General features: G+C 70.4%; 16 protein-coding genes. 9 read left to right on the top strand and 7 right to left on the bottom strand.

Going from position 1 to position 17,185, the window contains the following annotated elements; translation table 11 throughout:
* Window positions 1–42 precede the first annotated feature (42 nt).
* Complete coding sequence (locus CLV46_RS01350; protein WP_100363134.1) at window positions 43–1,068, bottom strand: LacI family DNA-binding transcriptional regulator; 1,026 nt, start codon at window positions 1,066–1,068, stop codon at window positions 43–45.
* Window positions 1,065–2,081, bottom strand: coding sequence for a LacI family DNA-binding transcriptional regulator (locus tag CLV46_RS01345; RefSeq protein WP_100363133.1), 1,017 nt, complete (start codon window positions 2,079–2,081; stop codon window positions 1,065–1,067). The genes CLV46_RS01350 and CLV46_RS01345 overlap by 4 nt, the downstream gene beginning before the upstream one ends.
* Window positions 2,082–2,206: 125 nt before the next feature.
* Between CLV46_RS01345 and CLV46_RS01340 the strand changes: the two genes are divergently transcribed.
* Entirely contained in the window at window positions 2,207–3,088 is an 882-nt protein-coding gene (locus tag CLV46_RS01340; RefSeq protein ID WP_100363132.1) for an SMP-30/gluconolactonase/LRE family protein, read from the top strand.
* 13 nt (window positions 3,089–3,101) lie between these two features.
* Here CLV46_RS01340 and CLV46_RS01335 read toward each other — a convergent pair whose 3' ends face one another.
* Together CLV46_RS01335 and CLV46_RS01330 are read right to left on the bottom strand one after the other, a co-directional pair.
* Window positions 3,102–3,503: a carboxymuconolactone decarboxylase family protein gene (locus CLV46_RS01335; RefSeq protein ID WP_100363131.1), complete on the bottom strand. Its 402-nt coding sequence runs from the start codon at window positions 3,501–3,503 to the stop codon at window positions 3,102–3,104.
* Between the two features lie 14 nt (window positions 3,504–3,517).
* Window positions 3,518–4,267 carry an SDR family NAD(P)-dependent oxidoreductase gene (locus tag CLV46_RS01330; protein WP_157802183.1) on the bottom strand — a complete coding sequence of 250 codons (750 nt, stop codon included), beginning with the start codon at window positions 4,265–4,267 and terminating at the stop codon, window positions 3,518–3,520.
* 250 nt (window positions 4,268–4,517) lie between these two features.
* On the opposite strand from CLV46_RS01330, the gene CLV46_RS01325 reads away from it, so the two are divergent.
* The 6 genes from CLV46_RS01325 (at window position 4,518) to CLV46_RS01300 (ending at window position 12,299) form a co-directional block, all read left to right on the top strand.
* Entirely contained in the window at window positions 4,518–5,852 is a 1,335-nt protein-coding gene (locus CLV46_RS01325) for an ABC transporter substrate-binding protein (protein WP_100363129.1), read from the top strand.
* A gap of 109 nt (window positions 5,853–5,961) precedes the next feature.
* Window positions 5,962–6,846 carry a carbohydrate ABC transporter permease gene (locus tag CLV46_RS01320; RefSeq protein ID WP_100363128.1) on the top strand — a complete coding sequence of 295 codons (885 nt, stop codon included), beginning with the start codon at window positions 5,962–5,964 and terminating at the stop codon, window positions 6,844–6,846.
* An 11-nt stretch (window positions 6,847–6,857) separates the two neighbouring features.
* The gene (locus CLV46_RS01315; protein WP_100363127.1) at window positions 6,858–7,781 is read left to right on the top strand and encodes a carbohydrate ABC transporter permease; all 924 of its coding nucleotides are present in this window, start codon (window positions 6,858–6,860) and stop codon (window positions 7,779–7,781) included.
* A gap of 4 nt (window positions 7,782–7,785) precedes the next feature.
* Entirely contained in the window at window positions 7,786–8,667 is an 882-nt protein-coding gene (locus CLV46_RS01310; RefSeq protein ID WP_100363126.1) for an aldo/keto reductase, read from the top strand.
* Between the two features lie 9 nt (window positions 8,668–8,676).
* On the top strand, window positions 8,677–11,631 hold the full coding sequence (locus CLV46_RS01305; protein ID WP_100363125.1) for a glycoside hydrolase family 2 TIM barrel-domain containing protein: 2,955 nt from the start codon (window positions 8,677–8,679) through the stop codon (window positions 11,629–11,631).
* 206 nt (window positions 11,632–11,837) lie between these two features.
* Complete coding sequence (locus CLV46_RS01300; protein WP_211282119.1) at window positions 11,838–12,299, top strand: PDZ domain-containing protein; 462 nt, start codon at window positions 11,838–11,840, stop codon at window positions 12,297–12,299.
* A 12-nt stretch (window positions 12,300–12,311) separates the two neighbouring features.
* On the opposite strand, the gene CLV46_RS01295 is transcribed toward CLV46_RS01300, so the two are convergent.
* Together CLV46_RS01295 and CLV46_RS01290 are read right to left on the bottom strand one after the other, a co-directional pair.
* Window positions 12,312–13,313, bottom strand: coding sequence for an alpha/beta hydrolase (locus tag CLV46_RS01295; protein ID WP_100363123.1), 1,002 nt, complete (start codon window positions 13,311–13,313; stop codon window positions 12,312–12,314).
* Window positions 13,314–13,346: 33 nt separating this feature from the next.
* A complete protein-coding gene (locus CLV46_RS01290; RefSeq protein WP_245866417.1) occupies window positions 13,347–13,976 on the bottom strand; it encodes a DUF6198 family protein in 630 nt (209 codons plus the stop codon).
* 458 nt (window positions 13,977–14,434) lie between these two features.
* Here CLV46_RS01290 and CLV46_RS01285 point away from each other — a divergent pair, with 458 nt between their 5' ends.
* Window positions 14,435–15,274, top strand: coding sequence for an alpha/beta hydrolase (locus CLV46_RS01285; protein ID WP_245866416.1), 840 nt, complete (start codon window positions 14,435–14,437; stop codon window positions 15,272–15,274).
* A gap of 120 nt (window positions 15,275–15,394) precedes the next feature.
* The gene (locus CLV46_RS01280) at window positions 15,395–16,297 is read left to right on the top strand and encodes a LysR family transcriptional regulator (protein WP_100363121.1); all 903 of its coding nucleotides are present in this window, start codon (window positions 15,395–15,397) and stop codon (window positions 16,295–16,297) included.
* A 72-nt stretch (window positions 16,298–16,369) separates the two neighbouring features.
* Here CLV46_RS01280 and CLV46_RS01275 read toward each other — a convergent pair whose 3' ends face one another.
* On the bottom strand, window positions 16,370–17,092 hold the full coding sequence (locus CLV46_RS01275; protein ID WP_100363120.1) for an SDR family oxidoreductase: 723 nt from the start codon (window positions 17,090–17,092) through the stop codon (window positions 16,370–16,372).
* Between the last annotated feature and the right edge of the window lie 93 nt (window positions 17,093–17,185).

Raw genomic sequence — 17,185 nt, 5'->3', positions numbered from 1 at the left:
CTCAGGGACCGCCCTTCGACAGGCTCAAGGACCCCCGCCGGCTCAGCGGCGCGTGCTCGCGCGCACGACGAGCTCCGGCGGGAAGACGAGCTGCGTCGACTCCGGCGGCTCCGTGTCGGAGCTGACCGCGAGCAGCAGATCGAGCGCCGCCTCCCCGAACTCCTCGTGCGGCGGGCGCACAGAGGTGAGCGGCACGATCGAGCTGCCGGCGTACTCGATGTCGTCGTAGCCGACGAGCGCGAGCTCGTCGGGAACGCGCACGCCGCGGGCCACGAGGGTCTGCACCATGCCGATCGCGAGCAGGTCGTTGACCGCGAAGACCCCGTCGGGCCGAGCGGCGGGGTCGCGGTCGACGATCGCCTCGGCGACCTCGTGCCCCTCCGCGATGATGCGCGAGCTCACATCGATGATCTCGAGCGTCACGCCGGGTTCCTCCCGGATGGCCGCACTCGCGCCCTGCAGCCGGTCGGCGACCTGACGGATGCGCAGGGGCCCGCCGACGAAGGCGAGCCGGCGGCATCCGGCCTCGATGAGGTGGCGGGCGGCGAGGTATCCGCCGGAGACGTCGTCGATCGAGACCGACGGCTGCTCGGGGGTCGAGGCGCGCTGCCCGACGAGCACCGAGGGGATGCCGCGCGCACGGATGGCCGCGAGCCGGTCCTCGATGGGGTTCGGCGAGGCGACCAGCATGCCGCGCACCCCGTGCTCCTGGAAGAGCTCGAGATAGGAGTCCTCCCGCGCGCGGTCGCGGTTCGAGTTCGCGATGAACACGGCGAGGCCGGCGCGCGCGGCGGCGACCTCGACGCCCTCGGCGAGCGACGCGAAGAAGGGGTTGCTCACATCCGGCACGAGGTACGCGATCGTCGAACTCTGCCCGAGACGCAACTGGCGGCCGGCGTTGTTGCGCACGAAGCCGAGCTGGTCGATGGCGTCTTGGATGCGGCGGGCCTTGTCGGCGGAGACGCGGTCGGGGTGGTTGAGGTAGTGCGAGACGCTCCCCTGCGACACCCCCGCCGCGACGGCGACCTCGCGGATGCCGACCTTGCCGGGCCGCGTCGGCGTGCTCACGCCGCACCGCCGCTGGATCGCCGCACCACGAGCTCGGGTTGGAACACGACCTGCTGGCGCGCGAAGCCCTCCGGGTCGGCGGCTTCGCCGAGCAGCAGGTCGACGGCGCGGGCGCCGATCTCGGCGCTCGGCTGTCGCACCGAGGTGAGTGGCACCACCGTCGCCGAGGCGAAGTCGATGTCGTCGTAGCCGACGAGCGCGATGTCGCCCGGCACGTCGATGGAACCGAGCATCACGAGGGCCTGCAGCGCCCCGACCGCGAGCAGGTCGTTCGCGGCGAAGATCGCGTCCGGACGCTGCTCGGCCGGGCGGTCGCGGATCGACTCCCCCGCGGCTCGGCCTTCGAGCACGGTGAGCGCGGGCACGGTGACGACCTCGAGGGTCGCGCCGGGCCACTCCGCAACCGCGCGCCGAGCGCCCGCGATGCGATCGGCCACCTGGCGGATGTGGCTCGGTCCAGCGATCAGGGCGATGCGGCGCCGACCCTGCTCGAGCAGGTGGGTGACGGCGAGGTGCCCGCCGGCGACGTCGTCGACGGCGACGGACGAGAACGAGTCGTCGTCCGAGGGACTGTCGACGAGCACGGCCGGAATGCCGTTCTCGCGCAAGCGCCGCAGGCGCGGCAGCGCGTCGGGACCGAGCGGTGACACGAGCACCCCGTGCACGCGCTGCTCCTGGAAGAGGTCGAGGTGCGCCGCCTCGCGGGCGGCGTCGTCGTCGCTGTTGCCGAGCAGCACGGCGAGTCCGTCGGCCGCGGCACGGTCCTCTGCACCGCGGGCGAGGTCGGTGAAGAAGGGGTTGCCGACGTCGAGCACGACGAGCCCGATGCTGCGGCTGTGCCCCGCGCGCAGCTGGCGCGCGACGGCGTTGCGCACGAAGCCCAGCTCGGCGATCGCGGCCTGCACGCGAGCGACCGTCTCGGGGGCCACCTTCGCCGGCCGGTTGAGCACGTTCGAGACGGTGCCGACCGACACCCCCGCGCGCGCCGCGACGTCCCGCACGCTCACGGCCATCGATCGCTCCTTCCCCGCCCGATCGCGGGCGGCCTGGGCGACGACTCCGGCCCGCGGTGGGCCCACCCTACTAAAGCGCCGAATGCGCGGGCGTGAGCCGCGCATCCGTCTGCCACAGTGGGCGCATGGCCGATCTCATCGCTGAAGGTTCCGTTCTCGAGAAGCTGTACACCGGCACCGAGTGGGCGGAGGGTCCCATCTGGATCCCGGAGTCGCGCACGGTGCGTTGGAGCGACATCCCGAACGACCGCATCCTCGAGTTCTCGCCCGAGACCGGCGAGACCCGGGTGCACCGCGACGGGGTCGAGTACACCAACGGACGCACTCTCGACCTCGAGGGCCGCGTCGTGCAGTGCTCGCACGGTCGACGCGCCGTCGAGCGCGAGGTCGACGGCACGCCGACGACGCTCGTGGACTCGTTCGGCGGCAAGCGGCTCAACTCGCCGAACGACGTCGTGGTCGCCTCCGACGGCGCGATCTGGTTCACCGACCCGCCCTACGGCATCGACCCGAGCGGTCGCGAGGGTCACCCGGGCGACCAGGAGTACGGCGGATGCTTCGTCTTCCGCTTCGACGAGGCCACGGGCGAGCTCGTGCCGGTCATCACCGACATGGAGCACCCGAACGGGCTCGCGTTCTCGCCCGACGAGAGCGTGCTCTACGTCTCGGACACCGGCATGCATGCCGGCCCGGGCGGCGCGCGGCACATCCGCGCCTACACGGTCGTCGAGGGCGGCGCCCGGCACGGCCGCGTCTTCGCCTCGGTCGACCCGGGCGCCTCCGACGGCTTCCGCGTCGACGTCGAGGGCCGCGTGTGGACCTCGGCCGGCGAGGCGCTCGTGGTGCTCAGCCCCGAGGGCGACGAGTTGCTGCGACTGCCGGTGCCCGAGACGGTGTCGAACGTGTGCTTCGGCGGCGACGACGGCCGCGACCTCTACCTGACCGCCTCGTCGAGCCTCTACCGCATCCGCACCACGACGACGCAGGCGGCGCGTCCCGCGCGCTGACCGCGGAGCCATCTCACTCGCCGAGCGGCTCGGGGATCTCGACGCCGTACTCGATGAGGGCGTCGGTGACGACCCGGATCGCGTTGAGCGCGCGCGGGAACCCCGCGTACTGCACGGTGTGGATGACGGTCTCGAGGATCTCGGTGGCGGTGCATCCGACGTTGATCGCACCGCGGGTGTGCCCGCGCAACTGCGGTTCGAGACCGCCGAGCGCGACGAGCGCCGCGAGGGTGATGAGCTCGCGCTGCGCGAGCGTGAGCCCGGGGCGGGCGTAGATGTCGCCGAAGTTGAACTCGATGCCGTAGCGGGCGAGGTCTTGCGCGAGGCCCGTCTGCATCCCGACGAGGCCCTCGCTCTTGCCTTCGCCGTAGACCTCGTCGAACTTGGCCTTGCCCTTCGCGAGCCGGTCGTTCATGGGGTTGGCCTTTCTCAGATGGAGTGTCCGCCGTCGAGCGGCAGGATGACGCCGGTCACGTTGACCGTCTCGGGCGCGGAGAGGTAGACGACGGTCTGCGCGAGGTGCTCCGGCTGCCCGAGCAGTCGGGTGGGGATCTGCGCGAGCAGCGCCTCCCGCCGCTCGGGGGTGTCGTTGTCGCGCCCGGGTGTCGCCTGCGCGCCCGGGGCGAGCGCGTTCACGGTGATGCCGTGTTCGGCGACCTCGATCGCGAGCGCCTTGGTGAGGCCGACGACGCCGGCCTTCGCCGCGGCGTACGCGGTCGCGCCGCGCACGAGCCGGCCTCCGGCGATCGCCGCGACGGAGGTGATGTTGATGATGCGGCCGGAGCGCTGCTCGATCATGCCGGGCAGCACCGCGCGGGTGACGTTGAAGACCGAGGTGAGGTTGCGGTCGATCTGGGTGCTCCAGGTCTCGTAGCTCATCTCGTGGAACCAGCTGACGGCGCCGCCGCCGGCGCCGTTGAGCAGGATGTCGACGCCTCCCCACTGCTCGACGATGCCTCCGACGGCGGCCTGCACCGCGTCGAAGTCGGTGAGGTCAGCGGTCGCCGAGAGGGCGTCGACGCCGTGCGCCCGGACGCCTGCGGCCGTGATCTCGAGGCCGTCGGCGTTGAGGTCGACCCCGGCGACGTGCGCGCCCTCGGCGGCGAGCGTCTCGGCGATGACCCGGCCGAGCGCCCCGGCGGCTCCCGTGACGATGGCCCGTTTTCCCTGCAGTCTCATGCGTGCGCTTCCCGTGCGAGTGATCGGATGCCGGCCGAGCATCGTCGTCGATGCGGCAACTACTCGTCCCGGTGTGCCGCCATTGTGTCCCGCGAGTTGAAACGTGTCAAACAGTCACGGGAATTGGTCAACCGGTTTTCGCCCAGTCCGCTTGACAGCGGGATGACCGGTGCCTATCGTTCCCACTTGAAACGTGTCAATCGGCAATCGAAGCGCTGATCGACCGCGGCAGCACTTTCAAGGAGGAAACGTGTCCACAGCATTCTCGAGGAACCGCACCCGCGGCCTCACCACATTCGCGGCGGGAGTGGGCGCAGCTGCCATCCTCCTGACCGGATGCGCGTCCGGCGGCGGAGACGCCACCGGGGGCGGCGGAGGGGGCGCGAGCTCCCTCACGCTGCTGACCCCGGCGGAGAACTCGATCATCCGCGACGAGCTCGCGACGCTCTCGGAAGACCAGTGCTCGGCCGAGAACGAGGCCATGCCGCTCGAAAGCGAGACGGTCGCCCAGGCCGACGTCGTGCAGAAGATCACGCTGCTCGCGAGCCAGGACTCGCTTCCGACGATGTTCGTCGCCGGCACCGCGCAGGTGAAGCCCGATGGAGACCTCGGCAAGAACGACCTCGCGCTCGACTACGAGAAGACGCTCAAGGAGCTCGACGTGTGGGACAACATCCTGCCCGCCGCCGTGTCGACCGTGAAGGCCGCCTACGGCGGCAACATGGCGAGCCTGCCGTTCCAGTACAACATCGAGGGCATCTTCTACAACAAGCAGCTCTTCGCCGACAACGGCATCACGGAGCCCGAGACGTGGGACGACCTCGTCGCGGCCGCCGACACGCTGAAGGCCGCCGGGGTCGTGCCGATCACGGAGGCGGGCAGCCAGGGCTGGCCGGTCACGCGCCTCATCGGCAACTACATCTTCCGCAGCCTCGGCCCGGACGCGATGACCGCGGTCAAGGAGGGCGACGCGAAGCTCACCGACCCCGAGTACGTCGAGGCCGCGCAGGCCGTCGCCGACCTCGGTGCCGCCGGCGCGTTCGGCGAGGGCATCACCTCGCGCGACACCGACACCGCCAACGCCCAGTTCCTCAACGGCCAGGCCGGCATGTACTACAACGGCTCCTGGTTCCTGGCGAACCTCAACGATCCCGAGCAGAACAAGGTCGGCGTCGAAAACGTCGGCTTCATGCCGTTCCCGGATGTGGAGGGCGGCGAGGGCGACAGCGGCCAGTGGCCGGCGAACGCCGGTGCCGCGACGGCGACCTCGACGAAGGCGTACAACGACGGTGTCGGCGACTGGCTGAGCTGCATCGCCGAGAACTACGGCTCGAGCGTGCTGCAGAACCAGGGCGTCATCTCCGGCTTCAAGCTCAACCAGGAGGTCACCGACGTACCGCCGCTGACCGAGGAGCTGCAGGGCATCGTCAGCGAGGCCGAAGAGACCGTGCTGTGGTTCGAGGCGCTCTTCGACGCGAAGACCACCTCGGATGCGCAGACGAACGTGTCGCTGCTGCTCACCGGCGGCATGAGCGCCGAGGACTACATGGGCATGCTCCAAGCCGACCTCGACCAGGCCGGCTGAGCAGCGCCCACCACCGGGGCTCATCGGTAGCCCTCCGGCGGCCCGGATCGGGGGATCCGGGCCGCCCATCCCCGCCGCACCCGATGCGGCAGACGCGAAAGGAAACGCCGTGCAGAGTGTCCTCGGCGACAAGAAGGCGATCCTGCTGCTGCTCGGACCGGCGCTGCTGGTCTACACGCTCGTGAAGCTCGTGCCGGTGCTCTGGTCGCTCGGCCTCACCTTCTACACGGGCAACCCGCTCGGCGGGTTCGAGTTCGCGGGCGTCGACAACTTCGTCCGCTTCTTCCAGGACCCGCAGGCGCTCGAGGCGCTCGGGTTCACCATCAAGTACGCGCTCGTGCTCTCCGTCGGGCAGATCCTGCTCGGCTACGGCCTGGCGCTCATGTACGTGTTCGTGCTGCGCAAAGCCTCGACCTTCGTGCGCACCGTCGTGTTCTTCCCCACCGTGCTGCCGACCGTCGCCGTCGCGCTGCTGTTCAAGAGCCTCTTCGCCGTCGGCCAGCAGGACGGCCCCGTGAACGCGGGCCTCGAGGTGTTCGGCATCCCCGCCGTCGACTGGTTCTCGACCGGCGACGGCACCTTCACCGTCGCGATCCTCATGGAGCTGTGGCGCTCGATGGGCTTCTTCGCCGTGCTGCTGTACGCGGGACTGCTCGACATCCCCGAGGAGACGCTCGAATCCGCCCGCCTCGAGGGTGCGACCGGCCTGCGCCTCGTGCGGCACATCGTGCTGCCGCTGTCACTGCCGGTGCTGCTGTCGTCGGTGATCTTCAGCGTGAACAACACCCTCAAGGTGTTCGACACCGTGCTCGCGCTCAACAACGGCGGGCCGGGCAACGAGACGACCCCGCTCACACTGCTCATGTACCGCACCGTCTTCAACTACTCGGACTACGGCTACGGCTCGACGATCGCGTTCGTGCTGACCATCATGTGCTTCCTCGTGACGCTGTTCGTCTTCCGCTCGTCGCGTCGCGACATCACCAAGAACTGAGGGCACCGACCATGGCCATCGACACCGCCGCCCTCCGGCCCGCCGCCGGGATCCCCTCGACCAACGGCCTCGCCTCCCGCCGTCCGCCCCGCCGGGCCGGCGGCGGCAGACGGATGCTGCGCAAGCTGCCCGTGCGCATCCTCATCACCCTGCTCGTCGTGGTCGAGGTGTACCCGATCGTCTGGCTGGTGCTGGGCTCGTTCAAGACGCAGAACGAGTTCTTCGCGAAGCCGACGTGGGCACTTCCGGAGTCGTTCTCGTTCGACAACTACGTCGCCGCGTGGACGACGGGCAACCTCGCGAACAACCTGCTCAACAGCATCCTCGTGACCGTGCCGTCGCTGTTCTTCATGATCGTGCTCGGTGTCGCCGCCGCGTACGCGCTCGAGGTGATGGTGTGGAAGGGGCGCAACACCGTGCTGCTGGCGTTCGTCGCCGGCATCATGATCCCGGGCCAGATGATCCTCGTGCCGCTGTTCACCGTGTACTTCCGCACCGGGCTCACCAACTCGCTGTGGCCGCTCATCATCACGTACACGGTGATGGGACTGCCGCTCACCGTGTTCCTGATGGCCGCGTACTTCCGGGCGATTCCGCGCGAGGTGTTCGAGGCGTCGACGCTCGACGGAGCGGGCATGGTGAAGAGCTTCTTCCTCATCGGGGTGCCGATGATGCGCAACGCGATCATCACGATCGCGCTCGTCGAGTTCTTCAGCGTGTGGAACGACCTGCTCATCGCTCTGACCTTCACCACGAAGAGCGAACTGGCGACCGTGCAGGTGGGTCTGCTGAACTTCAGTGACGAGTACGGCTCGACCGACTACGGACCGCTGTTCGCAGCGATCAGCATCAACGTGGTCGGCATGCTCGTGCTCTACCTGTTCCTGAACAAGCAGATCATGACCGGATTGGCGTCCGGGTCGCTGAAGGGCTGAACACATGAACCTCGAGCCGGTCACTCTCGGAACCTCCGGTCTGGGCAAGCGCGAGGGGGCGGATGCGGAACTCGCGGACGCCCTCGTCGCCTCCGACTTCGCACAGATCGACACCTCGAACAACTACGCGGAGGGCGAGAGCGAGCGCCTGCTCGGCGAGGCGATCGCCCGCGCCGGAGGACTCCCCGCCGGCAAGGTCGTCTTCTCGAAGGCCGACCAGGATCCCGGAACGGGTGTCTTCGACGGCGACCGCGTGAAGCGGTCGTTCGAGGAGACGACGCAGCGGCTGGGCCTCGACACGCTGCCACTGTTCCACCTGCACGACCCGTACGCGATCACCGTCGCCGAGGCGATGGCGCCGGGCGGTGCCGTCGAGGCGCTCGTGCAGCTGCGCGAGCAGGGACTCGTCGGCGCGATCGGCGTCGCCGCCGGCCGCCGGGCGCTCGTCGAGGAGTACGTGCGCACCGACGCGTTCGACGCGGTGCTCACCCACAACCGGTACACGCTCGTCGACCGCAGCGGCCTCGGCATCATCGAGGCGGCGACCGAGCGCGGCATGACCGTGTTCAACGCCGCGCCTTTCGGCGGCGGCATCCTCGCCGGCTCGTCGAGCCGCGGTGACACCTACGGCTACCAGCCCGCCTCCGCCGAGCTGCTCGAGTACATCGACCGCGTGCACGCGACGTGCGCCGAGCACGGCGTGCCGGTCGCCGCGGCGGCGCTGCACTTCTCGCTGCGGGAGCCGCGCATCCACTCGACTGTCGTCGGCATCTACTCGGTCAAGCGCGTCGCCGGACTCCGCGAGCTGCTCGACACCCCCATCCCCGACGGCTTCTTCGCGGCGATCGACGCGCTCGGCACGCCTCCGCCCACCCCCAACGACTGAATCGCATCCGTGACCGCATATGTGCAGAGCCCGGCGCCGGGCGAGGGACGCGAACCGGCTCGAGCGGATGCGGTCACGGATGCGGTGGTGCTGTCGCTCAACGGCACGTGGCGGATCCGGTTGTCGCCGACGGCGGCGGGCACCGGCGACGGGTTCGCCGACCCGGACCTCGACGCCTCGGACTGGGACGAGATCCGGGTGCCGTCGCACTGGGTCCTGGAGGACGTGACCGTGCCGTGGGCGGCCGAGCCGCGCATGTCGGCGCCGCGGCGGGATGAGCACGGGCCGCTCTACACGAACACGGCGTTCCCGTTTCCGATCGATCCGCCGCATGTGCCCGACGAGAACCCGACCGGCGACTACCGGCTCGTGTTCGAGCTGCCCGCGGAGTGGCCCGCGGGGCGCACGCTGCTGCGCTTCCAGGGAGTCGACTCGTGCGCGCTCGTGCACCTCAACGGCGAGCGCCTCGGCTGGTCGACGGGGAGCCGCCTGCCCTTCGAATTCGACGTCACCGCCCACCTGCGTCCGGGTCGCAATGTGCTCGCCGTGCGCGTGCACCGCTGGTCGGCCGGCAGCTACCTCGAAGACCAGGACATGTGGTGGCTGCCCGGCATCTTCCGCGACGTGGAACTGCTCGCCCGCCCCGCGGGCGGCGCCGACGACCACGTCGTGCGCGCGGATTTCGACCCGCTGTGGCACTCGGGCACACTGCGCGTCGACGCGAGCGCGCCGGGCGTCGTGCGGGTGCCGGAGCTCGGCGTCGAGGTGCCGACCGGCGTCGACATCCGCGTCGGCGAGGTCGAACCGTGGAGCGCCGAGACTCCGCGGCTCTACCGCGGCACCCTCACCGCGGGCGACGAGGTGGTGCAGCTCGCGATCGGGTTCCGCACGGTCTCGATCGATGGCGGCCGGATGCTCGTCAACGGCGCCCCCGTGCTGTTGCGCGGGGTCAACCGGCACGAGCACGACCCGGAGCGCGGGCGAGCGCTCGATGTCGAGACCATGCGGCGCGACATCGTGATGATGAAGCGCGCGAACGTGAACGCGGTGCGCACGAGCCACTACCCGCCGCATCCGGAGTTCGTGCGCCTGTGCGACGAGTACGGACTGTGGGTGGTGGAGGAGTGCGACCTCGAGACGCACGGCTTCATCTACGCCGGGTGGGAGGGCAACCCGCCCACCGAGCCGGTGTGGCACGAGGCGATGCTCGACCGGGTGCGGCGCATGGTGGAGCGGGACAAGAACTCGCCGAGCGTGATCGTGTGGTCGCTCGCGAACGAGAGCTGGCGCGGCGACGGATGGCGGGTGCTTCGCGAGTGGATCCGGGATCGCAACCCCTCGCGGCCGGTGCTCTACGAACGCGACCCGTCGTACCGCGACAGCGACTTCTACTCCCTCATGTACCCGTCTCTCGACGCGCTCGAGGCGATCGGCCACCGCGAGGAACCGCGTCCTGACGACGTGACCGACGACGAAGATGCGCGGCGCCGCTCTCTGCCGTTCCTGCTCGCCGAGTACGCGCACGCGATGGGCAACGGGCCCGGTTCCCTCGACGAGTACCAGCGCATCCTCGAATCCTCCGACCGGTTCTGCGGCGGGTTCGTCTGGGAGTGGATCGACCACGGCTTCACGGCCCGCACGGATGACGGCACCCCGTTCACGATGCACGGCGGCGACGTCGACTACCGGCCGAACGGCGGGCGCTACTGCCTCGACGGGCTGCTGTTCGCCGACCGCACGCCGTCGCCCGGCTACGCGGAGCTCGCGGCGGCGTTCGCCCCGGTCGGGATCACGTTCACCCGCGGATCCGTGGTGCTCGCGAACAAGCACGACGCGATCGGCCTGGGCCACCTCGCCTTCTCGTGGCGCCTCGAGCGCGACGGCGCCCTCGTGGACTCCGGCGACCTCGCGGTGGCCGCGGTGCCACCGCGGTCGCAGATCTCGGTGCCACTCCCGGCTTTCGACACCGACGACTCAGCGGAGTGGTGGGTCACCGTCTCGGCGACCCTCGCGACGGACACCGTGTGGGCGGATGCCGGACACGAGGTGGCGTTCGCACAGCACCGGCTCTCCGCACCGACCCCGGCGCTTGCGGGCCCGCGGCGGCCGCTGCGCACCGACGGCTCCGGGGTGCGGATCGGGCCGGCGGTATTCGACTCGACGAGCGGCCGGATGCTCGAGCTCGGCGGCATCCGTTTCGACGGGCCGCTCCTCGACGTGTGGCGGGCGCCGACCGAGAACGATCGCGGGCAGGGCGGACGCAACGACCTCGTGCGCGTGTGGAAGGCGACCGGGATCGACCGGATGACTCACCGCATCCGCTCGCTCTCCGTGGGCGATGACGCGCTCGAGGTGCGGGTGCGTTCCTCTCCCGCGACCCAGCCGTTCGCGCTCGGGTCGACCTTCACCTGGTGGAGCGACGGCGACGGCGACGAGCTCGTGCTCGACCTCGCCGTCGAATTCGAGGGCGCGTGGCACGACACCCCGTACGGACACCACGACGTCACTCTGCCCCGGCTCGGGCTCCGCCTCGGACTCGACCGCGCGTTCGACGCCGTCGAGTGGTTCGGACTCGGTCCCGGCGAGGCGTACGTCGACAGTCGCACCGCCGCGCGACTGGGCCGTTTCGGGTCGAGCGTCGACGAGTTGCAGACGCCGTACCCGGTGCCGCAGGAGAACGGCACGCGCCTCGAGGTGCGCGAGCTGACGCTCCGGAGCGCCGACCGGTCCCTCGTGGTGACGGCCGATCGGCCGTTCGGGTTCGCCGCCCGACGGTGGACCGCCGAGACGCTCGAGCAGGCGCGGCATCCGCACGATCTGCGCGATAGCGGACGCATCCACCTCACCCTCGACCTCGCACACCGCGGCGTCGGTAGCGCATCGGTCGGCCCGGCGCTGCCCGAGCGGTACGCCGTGTCGCGCGAGCCGCGCACGGCGCGCTTCCGTTTCCGTCCCGGTCCCTGAGCCGGTCGAAGGGCGTCCCTGCCCGCGAGTTGGCGAATCCATCGTTATGGAGCCGCGCTTCGCGATGTTTCCGCCGTCTCGCGTCGGGAACGACGCGAGAAGAGCTCTCGCGATGAATGCGGCTCACCGGTGTTCGCCGGGTAATCCCGAGCGGCTCCACAGGTGAACCGAGTGAGACGCGCAGCCGGATGCGGTCGAGTGAGCACATGGACGACGACCCGCACCGATCCCCCGCCCCGCTCCCGGCATCCGAGGCTCCGCAGCCCGGTCTCAGCATCCGCTTCGCCCGCGGACTGATCGGTACCGCCGCCGCCGGAGCGCTCACGCTGGGACTCGTGGGGTGGGCGCCCGCGGACACGTCGACCCCGGCGGCGCCGGAGCGTCCGCAGAGCCAGTCGGATGACGCGGGCACCGATGCGGAGGAACGCCTCGGTGTGCGCACCGGCGTCGCCGTCGGCGGCGTGCGGGTCACCTCGGTGTCGACCGGCTCGGTCGCCGCGTCGGCAGGACTGCGCGCGGGCGAGGTCGTGACGGCGGTCGACCGCACCCCGGTCTCCTCCGCCGATGAACTCAGCGCGGCGCTCGCGGGGTACGCCCACGGCGAGTGGGTGACCCTGCGTTCCGTCGGCGCGGACGGGCTCGCCCGCGCCACCGTGCTCGCGCTCTGAGCCTTTCGGCGATCAGTCCGCGAGCACTCCGCGCAGGAACTCGTGGGTGCGCGTCAATGCGATGCGGCCGGCGTCGCCGTCGAGGTCGAACTGGTACTCGTGCGGCAGTTCCGGCGTCGTGTCGTCGGGCCAGAACAGGGTGTCGACGCGCACGCCGAGCTCGTCGAGCCGCGCGGCGAGCGCCTTCGAATGGTGTTCGGTCAGCGGGTCCGCGTTGCCGCCGCTGATGAACGCCGGCGGGAACTGCGCCGTCACGTGCTGCAGCGTCGACATCTGCTGCACCGCATCCGACCCGAGCGGTCGCCGCAACCCCGTGTACGCGCGCAAGGCGATCGAGTCGCCCCAGCCGAGCAGCCCGCGGCTCTGGAGCAGGCGGGGCACGTCGTAGATGCCGCAGTACAGGATGACACCGCGCAACTGCTCCGGATGCAACGGTGCCGGCAGCCCGGTGTTCGCGGCGTAGGACGGGTTCGTGGCGAGCGCGGCGAGCTGGCTCGTCAGCTGTGCCCCGGCGGAGTCGCCGGCGATGACGACCCGGTCGAGGTCGAGACCCAGCTCGTCGGCGTGGTCGCCGAGGTACCGGATGGCGTCGGTCAGCTGGTGCAGCGCGGTCGGGTAGGTGCGGTGCGGGCCGAGGGAGTAGTCGACGCCGACGACGGCGCGTCCGTCGGCGGCGAGCAGCTCGAAGTACGGCACGTCGTCCTTCTTGCCGCCGGAGACCCAGGCGCCGCCGTGGATCCAGATGACGACGGGCAGCGGCCCGGTCGCCCCGTCCGGCCGGTAGACGTCGAGTCGCGCATCCGCGTCGTGCTCCCGATAAGGGATGTCGCGCTTCACCGTGACGCCGCCCGGCGCGTGCGGCCGCATCTTCTCGAGCACCTGCCGGCCGCCGCGCTCGAACACGGCCTTGATGAGTGCCGCGCCCGGGCGCGGGCTCACCGCGAACGCCGCGGCGGTCGCCGCGACCGCTCCGAGTCCGAGCACCCCCGCGACGCGACCGATTCCCCCTGCCATGACGCCCCCTCCCGTTCGGAACACTAGCGAGCGTCAGTGGCCGACGTAACGCTCCGGCCGGTGGTTCATCGCGATGATGAGGTTGAGCACGACGGCGCCGAGGGCCGACAGCCCGCTGATCCAGGGGGCGATGACGGCGAGCGATCCGGCCACCACGGCGAGGTCGAACGCGAGCTGCACGTAGCCGGCACGCCACCCCCACCGCTCTTGCGCGATGAGCGCGACGATGCTGAACCCGCCGACGCTCGCGCCGTGCCGGAACAGGATGAGCATGCCGATGCCGCACAGGATGTTGCCCGCGATCACGGCGTACACCGGGTCAAGCCGCAGCACCTCGAAGCCCGCGTCGTGCACGACGGCGAACGCCGACACGGCGACGACGGTCCCCGCGCTGATGAGGGTGAAGCGCCAGCCCTTCACCCACGCGGCGAGCACGAAGAACGGTGCGTTCACCGCGACGAACAGCACCGGGAACGGCCATCCGGTGCCGTACGAGAGCAGGAGCGCGAGGCCCGCGGTGCCGCCGGTGACGGCGCCGCCGGTGCGCAGCAGGTCGAGTCCGAGCGAGATGACGAAGGTGCCGACGAGCAGCCCGGCGATGTTCTCGAGGGCGGAGTGGCGGGTCGCGTCCCGCTCCGGCTGGGCCGTGCTCAGCGGTCTCACGTCGTCGGTTCCCCATCCGTTCGCCTCGATCTCGACCCGGCGACGCTACCAGCCACCGCGGCGGAGATTCTTTCCCACGGAATGTTTCGATTCCGCGTCATGGATCGGCCCGTTCGCCATCTCCTCTCATGGATGCGATGACGCATCGGGCGCCGACTCCTCCCGAACCCGGCGCCGACCGAACGCTTCTCGACCCGAACTTGAAGCGCTCGCCCGACGTCACGCGCTCCCCCACGCGCGACGCCACCCCCGGATGCTCCACGGCCCGAACCGCGGAGCTCCCCGTCGCGGCTACCCACCGCGACGCGCGCGGGTCCGGCGGCCACCCACCGCCGGACCCACCGCCTCTTCCCTTGGCCGTCGCCGGCCGCGAGAGTGGTGTCGATGCCGACGATCGACTCCGACCTCGTACACGCCGTCGTCGGATCACCGCGAAGCGGGACGATACGGTCGGCAGCGTGAGCCAGACGACGGAGACCTCCGTGCCCTACGTCCCGCACCCTGTCAGCCGGCACGTTCCCCTGCACTATCTGCACGGGCCGCAGTCGTCTCCGCACGACGGAACTCCCCGAGGCCGCATCGAACGCTTCACGTGGGATGACAGTGCCCTCTACCCAGGCACCACGAGGACCGTGCAGGTGTACGTTCCCGCGCAGTACGACCCCGCGGAACCAGCGGCTCTGATGGTGTTCCAGGACGGGCAGCTCTACCTGGACCCGAGCCTCGATATGCGCGCCGCGGTGGTCTTCGACAACCTGATCCACGCGGGGTCGATGCCGGTCACGATCGGCGTCTTCGTGGACCCGGGCCAGCCTGGAAACCGCAACGCCGAGTACGACCCGGCGAACAGCCGATACGGCGACTTCCTGCTCAGCGAGATCCTGCCCGCCGTCCGGGAACGGCTCGGCCTCGCGATCACCGAAGATCCCGACCGGAGGGCGATCTGCGGTGGCAGCAGTGGAGGTAACTGCGCCTTCACCGTCGCGTGGGAGCACCCGGACTCATTCCGACGGGTACTGGCTTTCGTCGCCAGCTTCGCGCAGATCCCGGGCGGCAACCCCTATCCGGAGCTCATCACAAGCTCGCCCGCCAAACCGATCCGGGTGTTCCTCCAGGCGAGCCGGTGGGACCTCGACTTCGATCAGCCGGAGCGGAATTGGTACAGCAACAACCTGCTGGTCGCCGCGGCTCTCGCGGAGCGGGGCTACGATCACCGACTCGTCCTCGGCGACGGCGGCCACAGCCCGAACCACGGCGGTGTCGTCCTCCCCGACGCACTGCGCTGGCTCTGGCGGTAACGGCGCGCGCACGACAGACGCTGCCACCACCGGGTTCTGCAGATCATCGGCTGGACCGCCGCCTAGAGAGTGACAGGATTGCGCCATGTCCGAGCAGAGCGTCCCTCCCGGACCACGGCCATGACGACCGACCTGAGCATTCGCAGGCTCCGCTACTTCGTCGTCACGGCGGAGGAGCTCAACTTCGGGCGGGCGGCCGAGAAACTGCACATCGCACAGCCGGTTCTGAGCCGACAGATCGCCACCCTGGAGAAGGAGTTGGGCGTCACGCTCTTCGAGCGATCAGCGCGCGGCACCGTCCTCAGCCCCGCTGGGGCAGCTCTTGTGGAAGACGCCCGCGCCCTCCTCGCCAGCGCGACGAGACTCCAGCGGCAGGCGCGCACGGTGGCTCGAGGGCAGACGCGATTCACGATCGGATTCATGCCCGGCGTCCCGATCACTCCGGTGGTCCGCCGGCTGCGGGAGCTCTTCCCGGAGCTGACGGTTGATGTCGTCCGTACCGGCTGGGAGAGCCAGGTCGACGTGGTGCACGACGGCCGGGTGGACGCGAGCTTCGTGCGACTGCCGGTGTCCCGAGACGATCTCGAACTCGTGCCCCTCTTCCGCGAGCGGCGACTCGTCGCCCTTCCCGAGGGGCACCCGCTGGCCACGGGAGATCTGCCGTCACTCGCCGACATCGCACTGCTCGACCTCCTGCAGCCGCCGGATACGCATCCGGAGTGGCGCGATGCCGCAGCAGCCGCACGACCGGATGCGCTGACGACCGCGCGTGAGACTCTGCCCGTGGTCAGCACGGTGGAGGAGAAGCTCGAGCACGTCGCCGGCGGTCGCGGGATCGTGCTGCTGCCGGAGTCCGCTGCCACGTTCTACACGCGGCCGGACATCGTCTACCGCGAAGTCGAGGGACTCGGCGAGGCGGAGACGGCACTGGCCTTCGAACGGAGCCGCATGACCCCGGTGCTGCAGCAGTTGATCCGGATCGCACTCGCCGCCTACTCCGCAGACACCGGGGCGCGCGACTGACCACGCCTCCCGGCCGCGGTCGCGATCATCACGCCGGCAGCGCAACGGAGTCATCCGTCCGGCGCTTGGAGCTCAGGCGACGAGCGTGCCGCCGTCGACGACGGACACGGCGCCGGTGACATAGTCCTGGTCCATGAGGGCGAGGTACGCCTTCGCCACGTCACCGACCTCGGCGACGCGCCCCAGCGGGACGCTCTCTCCGGTGCTGCGATACATGTCCTCACGCTCCGCTTCACCCATCCCGTCCCAGAGCGGTGAACGCACCACCCCGGGCGCCACGGCGTTCACCCGGATCGGTGCGAGCTCCACCGCGAGCGAGCGCACGACCGAGATCATGGCACCGGACGCCGCGGCGCCGAGAGTCCACCCGACGCCGCCTTTGAATGCCGCCGTGCCACTGGTAAGTGTGACGGAGCCCCCGCGCTTCACATGCGGCACAGCGAGCCGGACGGCATCGAGAGCGTGCACCAGCCGCAGGCCGAGGAACGCCGTCGCCGCGTCGACGGTGTAATCGGCCAGCGGAGCGCCCACGAGAGGCTCCGCGGCGGTGTAGGCGAAGTGGTCGAACTCCCCCGCGGCGTCGAAGAAGCGGGCGAGATTCTCGGTCGAGGACGCATCCACGGCGCTCCCGCGAACTCCGTCCGGGAGTTCGGCCAGCGCGCGCGTGACCGAACTCGCGCGCCGTGAGCCGATCGTGACTCGAGCGCCGGCTAGAGCGGCGGCACGCGCCGTGGCGAGTCCGATGCCGCTGGTTGCTCCGAGGAGCACGATGTGGGTGGTGGAGTTCACTGTCATACCAGCGACGTTCCCGCACCCGCTCGACCTCGTCCAACACCTCTTTCGTCCGATCGATGCCCTCAGGGCATCACCGCACGCGGGAGCCCGAGT

Origin of the sequence: Diaminobutyricimonas aerilata, assembly GCF_002797715.1 — a bacterium.
GTDB lineage: Bacteria > Actinomycetota > Actinomycetes > Actinomycetales > Microbacteriaceae > Diaminobutyricimonas > Diaminobutyricimonas aerilata.
This window is presented reverse-complemented; position numbering and strand designations above follow the sequence as displayed.